Here is a 6720-nt window from a genome sequence, read left to right as displayed (position 1 = left end):
GTATCATGAAGAATGAACGTACCCACGCTTCAACTACGCAGTTGTATGATCCAAAGCAAAAAACATGGGCATGGGACCTTATCGATGACATGGGTTTTGAGCGTTCCTTGTTCGGGGAGATTGTTGACAGCGGTACTGTATTGGGAAGCTTGACCACAGATGTTGCCCACGAAGTGGGGTCATCCTCCGAGGTGGTCGTAATTGCAAGCGCTGCTCATGATACTGCGAGTGCAGTCGCTGCTGTTCCTGCTGAGGCAGGGGCGACACCACTGTACATCTCCAGTGGTACCTGGTCACTTCTGGGAGTTGAGCTCTCTGAACCACGGACTGACCAAGCTTCGATGGAGAGTGGCTTTACCAATGAGGTGGCTGCAAGCGGTGGTATCCGATTCCTCAAGAATATCATGGGGATGTGGAGACAACAGGAGTGTGTGAGGCACTGGGAAAGGGAAGGGCAGGAGATCAAGTGGAAAGAGCTTGATGAGGAAACTCTTCGCTGCACGGACTATCAAGGATACATCGATCCAGCTGATACCCGGTTCCTCAAGCCCAATAGCCATGACAATCTGATGACTGACAGGATTGATGCCTGGTGCAGGGAGCATGATTTTCCCGCTCCTTCCAGCCATGGTGAGTACATGGTTGCCATCTATCGAGGACTTGCCAAAGCCTATGCGAAGGCAATCAGCGACCTTGAATCAGTGATTGGCAAAAAATTTACAGCTCTGCACATCATTGGTGGAGGCTGTAAAAACGAGATTCTCGACCAGTGGGCAGCCACTGAAACCGGTCTTCCTGTATACGCAGGACCGGTGGAAGCAACAGCATTGGGTAACTTGGTTGTCCAGGCCTGGGCTACCGGTGAACTGGAAAGCCTGCAAGAGGGACGTGACCGGATCAAGCGGGAGCAGAAGGTTAAGATCTTCAAACCGTAACACAAAGAGCATCAGACAAAGCCAGCCCTTCCTTAACGGGGGGCTGTCTCAGTATGGCTCTCCCTTAATTCTATGAGTTCCTTCAGCTGTTCAGTTGAGAGCTCTGTTATCCAATTCTCCCCTGCCGATACAACACTGTCAGCCAAATCTTTTTTGGAAGTGAGCATATCGTTGATGCGTTCCTCAAAGGTCCCTTCTGTGATAAGCCGGTGGACAGTTACCTGTTTGTCTTGCCCGATCCTGAACGCGCGGTCAGTTGCTTGGTTCTCCACAGCTGGATTCCACCATAGATCATAGTGAATCACATGGCTTGCTGATGTAAGGTTCAGCCCAGTTCCGCCTGCCCGAATTGAGAGAAGCATCAGCCAGCATTCAGGATCAGATTGGAATTGCTTCACCATTGCATCGCGCTGTGCCCTGGTAGAGCCGCCATGTAGGAAGGGAGCCTCCAGTGAAAATGATTCTTTCAACAACTCTTGAAGCAGGAACCCCATTTGGGCATATTGGGTGAAAACCAACACTTTCTCATTTCTCTGATGAATTGACTCAAGCAGGTCCATCAAGAGGGTAGTTTTTCCGGAATTCCCTGATTCCTTATTACTGGTGTCGCAGTAAAGGGCAGGGTGGCAACAGACCTGTTTGAGGGCTGTCATCAACTTGAATACCGCACCCTTTTTTTCAATTCCATCAGCACCTTGCAGGGTTTTCTCTGTCTGCTCCACAATTCCCTTGTATAGCACTTTTTGCTCCAAGGATAGATTTGCGTATCTTTCAAGTACCAGCTTCTCTGGTAGGTCGTTGATAATTGAGGTATCAGTTTTGACTCGACGAAGCATCAATGGCTTTGTAAGGGAGCGGAATGCCTTCAAGGCAGATTGATCATGATACCGCTCAATGGGAATGGCAAAATGGGTCTTGAAGCTTGTCTGATTGCCCAGGTATCCCTTCATGACACAATCTATGATGCTCCAGTAGTCAAGCATTCGGTTTTCCACTGGTGTGCCGGTCATGGCGATGGAGTGGTCGCTCTTCAGCTTGCTGACAGACTTTGCTTGGGCTGAGTCCCTATTCTTGATTGCCTGTGCCTCATCAAGGATGGTCACCGAGAAACGAGTTTTCTGTAAGAGTTCAATATCTCTTCTCACTGTAGCATAGGTGGTAATGATGCAGTCGCTTTCCTTCTCAAGCTGTCGGTTTTGCCCATGATACACAAAGGTTGAGAGAGAAGGGGCAAAGCGCGATATCTCATGTTCCCAGTTAGTCATCAGAGAGGCTGGAACAACAATCAACACTGGTTTTTTCTGTGTGATGATGTTCTTGTTTTTCAGGGCGACCAAGAATGTAATGACCTGTATTGTCTTGCCTAACCCCATATCATCAGCCAAGAGTGAACCCAATCCGATTGCATGGTTGTGCATCAACCACTGAAATCCTCGCTCCTGATAGGGTCGCAATGAAGCATTGACTTCAGATGGTACTGGTGTGGGTGTAATCTGTAAGAGGGAGCTGAATAGTTCCTGTACACCTTTTTCCATCATCACCGGCTGCTCCTCATAGGTGCCCAACAGATGCGCTTTCAGGAGGTCGAGAGGGGAGAGTTTGATGGCTTTCTCCAGTCTACGATTGATTCTTCCAATCTCTTTTTCATCGAGCAATACATATTGATCCTTGAAAGCAACATACTTTCTCCCTTGTTCCAACATGGATTGCAACGTTTCTGGATCGATTGAATCCTCTCCCAAAACAATAGTCCATGAAACATCCAAGAGATCCCGTAAGGCAAGAAAACTCTCAGCAGATCCTCCACTGGAGGTACTCATGCGAACAGAAACACGTGGAGAGAGCGTTTTTTGCAAGCTTCTGGGGATGATCATACTGACCCCAAGTGCTTTCAAAGCTGGGAGGGCATTGAACCAAGCATCGAGAAATTCATCACCAGTAACTGTAGTACTACCTCGTGCCATCAATGCTTTCTGGATGGGATTGAAGTAGGTTCCCAGATAACTGAGATCCTGAAGAATTGCAGCCGTCTCTGTGTTTTCTGAAAGAAATGACGAGAGGTCAATCGGATCCTCATCCGCCTCTTTGACTTGGATGGTACACTGGAAGGTATCCTTTGCTGTTTCCTTCATCCAAAGGACGGGACGATGAGATCCGGTGGTGAGCATTAGTCTTCCAAGCCAGTGATGGATGGCAAGGGGATTCCCTCTCTGAGCAAGGGTCCTGATTTTATAGGGTGTTCCTGCAAAGAACAATGCATGCTCGTCAGTTTCTGGGATATTTGCAGCATCCACTAATAGGTCGCTATAGGAGCGGACAAATAATGACACCATGAGAAAGATTTGTTGGAGCTTGTCTGCTGGTTCTGAATCAATGAAGACTAGATCCTTATCCTGCAACCTAGCTGCGAGGGAATCTGTTATGGCCTTGATCTCAGGATTGAAATAGGCAGGAATCCAGTGAAGGATGTATTGGTCTTTGCCAAGATCCAACAGTCTGGGGATGGCACCATGGGTCTGCAGAAGTCGAAGCGTAAAGTTGTGTGCAAAGAGCAGGAGTGAAAGGACTGGAGGGTAGTCCTCTGTTGAACCAATGGGAAAGGATTGGAGATAGGAGAGACACCCATCCATCTCTTGTGATGAAAAGGCAAGCTTGTTTTTTCCCTGTTTGAAAACTCCTTGCATCGTTTGTCCCTGGTAGTTGATCTTACACTCATCATAGAGGATGCTCGGAATCTGTTGGGAAATCTCCAGCTGATTGACAAACTTTGTGGTCTGTTTTGCAAGGTTTGAAATATATGAGAGATAGTCTCGCTTGAAGTCATGTTGAGGGGAAAAGAGCGGATTCTCCGTAAGGACACGTTCCAGAACAGGTTTCATGTCTGGGATCAACTGTAGGTCCAGCTCACCCAATTCAGTTGAGCTACCCTTCCAAGTGCTTAGGGTAAGAGAATCCAAGGTTGGTATCTGATCCCCGATAGAACCCCCGGAACCCAAAAACAATGACTGTACATCCAGGCCATGGAGGCGGAAAATGAGAAAAGGGTCCTTGTCAATCTCATTGGCAATCATGTAGATGACTGCAGCCAAGTGCTTGCAGGGAACGGCCCAGTCAGGGCAGCTGCACTGCATCCCCAAATCCTTCCATGATTGCGGGAACAACTTAATACCGATATCCATACACTCTTGTTCAAGTTCTGGGGGGAGTTCTCCAGTTTGCAGGCTTCCCAGATAATATGGATTCTCCCTGATAAGATCGATCAGTCTCTTGTTGTCTGCTTTCGTATATTGGCTGATTCCAACGCTTACCTTATAGGGAGTAGCTCTTGTTCCTTGCACCCGTGCGGTTACATTACCTCTGTCGATTGTAATGGAACGAACCGAGCCATTACGAGCATATCGCTTCCCTCTGGGGAGCCTGTTTGAGTAGTCGATTTGTGTAAGGGAGTCGAGCCATCGATCGCCCCACCAAGTATTTCCGTATTCAGTGTATGCCATGGTTATTACTATGCAGTAATCATGTAAAAAATTCCACCAATTTTCTTGGGAATTTGATACTGCTCCATACAAAAAGAGAGCAGGATAAATACTCTGTACCAATCCAAATATATCGATATTGCAAGGAAACATACCAGCCAATTTCAATGAATCATTCGTTCACATCGGGTGGATTGTAAAGGTTTACACTTAGCTATAGGTGTATAAATATACTTAAAAACATACTATAAGCTATACAAAGTAGAAAAACCTGTAAACGTTTACATTTTTTCATTGACAAATGGATTTTCCGATGTGAAGATACATAAGACACAGGCAATAGGGGTTGTCCATCAGCGATGGATGCCTATTGTGAATATCACGCTTGCCAGGAGGCGAATCCTGGAATTACTCAAAAGGAGTTTTTATGAAGAAGACTGTAGCTATTTTGTTGGTACTGGCACTTGTCTGTACTGGTCTTTTCGCACAGGGCGGAAAAGAAGCAGCCGATGATACGGTAAAGATCGGTGCTCTTATCAGAAATCTGAACGAACAGTTTGTTAAGGACTATGCTGACAATCTTCGCAAGCTTGCAGAAGAGAACGGCGTTGAATTGAACCTGCAGGATGCGCAGGGTGACGTGGCTCGTCAGCTCGACCAGCTCAACACCTTGATCACCCAGGGATACAAGTATTTTGTGATCATTCCTCAGGACACCAGTGTAACTGAGCAGATGGCACAGCAGATCCAGGCTGTTGGTGGTGGCGCTGCCTTCTCCAACATCCAGCCTTCTGTTGATGCTTTGAAGGTAGGTAAGGATTTCTACCTTGCTTCCTCACCTGAGTTGGTTGCTGGTCAGTACCAGGCACAGATTGTTGACGACTACTTCACTCAGTATCCTGACAAGGCTCCTGGTAAAGAGTTGAATATCCTGTACTTGCAGGGACAGCTTGGCCACCCTGCTCAGATCAGTCGCGAAGCTGGTTTTGTCGATACCCTCGAAAGCCTTGGTTATACCGTGAACTTCGTTGCGAAGGACACTGCTGACTGGACTCCAGACAAGGCTCAGGAAAAGATGGACACCTGGCTTGCAGCACACCGTGGCAAGTTCAACCTCGTGGTTGCACAGAACGACGGCATGGCTCTTGGTGCAGTTGAATCCTTGGTTACCAACGGTTTGGTTGACAACGATGCCAGCGATGGTACCATCCTGAGCGTCCCTGTTCTCGGTATCGATGCAACTGCCGATGCACTGAACTCCATGGATCAGGACAAGTTGTATGCTACCGTTCTGCAGGACTCAGTTGGACAGAGCAGCACCGCATTCGAGCTTGCACTTGCAATGGCCACCAAAGGCACTGCACAGGGAGTAACCGCTTGGGGAATCGAGCCCGCTAAGGAAATCATCAGTGAAGCACCTGCAAATGACCCAGCTGTCATTTCCCAGTGCTACCTGGTTCCTTTCAAGCCGATCACCAAAGAGAATTACAAGGACTTGATGTAAGACAAGATTGTCTCCTGCTGCCATCAGCAGTAGGAGACACTTTATGAACGACGATTGCAAAATATGGGAAGAGGAAGACAGATGGACACAACATTTGCCCTGGAAATGGAAGGAATTACCAAAACCTTCCCTGGTGTGAAAGCCCTCGATGGAGTAACGCTCCGGGTAAAGCCAGGAACAGTACACGCCTTGATGGGCGAGAATGGTGCAGGCAAATCGACGTTGATGAAGTGTTTGTTCGGTATTTACCAGGAAGATAGTGGGATTATCAAACTCAATGGAAAGGAGCACCGATTCAAGGACTCCCATGATGCGCTCAACCAGGGAGTGTCGATGATTCACCAGGAGCTCAGCAATGTTCCTGAGCGCTCGGTAGCAGAGAATCTGTTCCTTGGCCGTGAGCCACTGAACAAGTTTGGTTTGATCGATCACAAGAAAATGAATGAGGATACCAGGCATCTGCTCAAGGACCTGGAGATCAATGTGAAACCAGAGGTTCGCATCGGTTCTCTATCCATCTCCATGCAGCAGACCTGTGAGATCGCCAAGGCGGTCAGTTACAATGCCTCAGTGGTTGTCATGGATGAACCTACCAGCTCACTTACGGATAACGAGGTCAAGCACCTCTTCAAGATCATCAACCAACTGAGGGAGCAGAATGTAGCAGTTATCTATATCTCCCATAAGATGGAAGAAATTTTTACCATAGCTGATGAAGTGAGTGTCATGCGTGATGGCCAGATGATCGGAAGTTATGATTTAGCAGCTGGCTTTTATAAACATTTGACGGTGCCGACGAACTTGC

4 protein-coding genes are annotated in these 6720 nt (G+C 47.6%); 3 read left to right on the top strand and 1 reads right to left on the bottom strand.

Annotated features, from left to right (window positions below; all coding sequences use genetic code 11):
* On the top strand, window positions 1-935 hold a 935-nt coding region (locus tag JF818_RS03165; RefSeq protein WP_198890534.1), incomplete at its 5' end, for a rhamnulokinase family protein.
* A gap of 32 nt (window positions 936-967) precedes the next feature.
* Here JF818_RS03165 and JF818_RS03160 read toward each other — a convergent pair.
* Entirely contained in the window at window positions 968-4432 is a 3465-nt protein-coding gene (locus tag JF818_RS03160; RefSeq protein ID WP_198890533.1) for an SNF2-related protein, read from the bottom strand.
* Window positions 4433-4838: 406 nt separating this feature from the next.
* Between JF818_RS03160 and JF818_RS03155 the strand changes: the two genes are divergently transcribed.
* Both JF818_RS03155 and JF818_RS03150 read left to right on the top strand, forming a co-directional pair.
* Window positions 4839-5915: a substrate-binding domain-containing protein gene (locus tag JF818_RS03155; RefSeq protein ID WP_198890532.1), complete on the top strand. Its 1077-nt coding sequence runs from the start codon at window positions 4839-4841 to the stop codon at window positions 5913-5915.
* An 81-nt stretch (window positions 5916-5996) separates the two neighbouring features.
* On the top strand, window positions 5997-6720 hold a 724-nt coding region (locus tag JF818_RS03150; protein ID WP_198890531.1), incomplete at its 3' end, for an ATP-binding cassette domain-containing protein.

The organism is Sphaerochaeta sp. S2 (assembly GCF_016406725.1).
In the GTDB taxonomy this organism is placed as follows: Bacteria; Spirochaetota; Spirochaetia; order Sphaerochaetales; family Sphaerochaetaceae; genus Sphaerochaeta.
Note: the sequence above shows the minus strand (reverse complement) of the source record. Positions and strands in the feature narration are given on the sequence as shown.

Coding starts and splice junctions, on each gene's coding strand:
- JF818_RS03160 (WP_198890533.1), bottom strand. CDS start 4,432: ATGGCATACACTGAATACGGAAATACTTGGTGGGGCGATCGATGGCTC.
- JF818_RS03155 (WP_198890532.1), top strand. CDS start 4,839: ATGAAGAAGACTGTAGCTATTTTGTTGGTACTGGCACTTGTCTGTACT.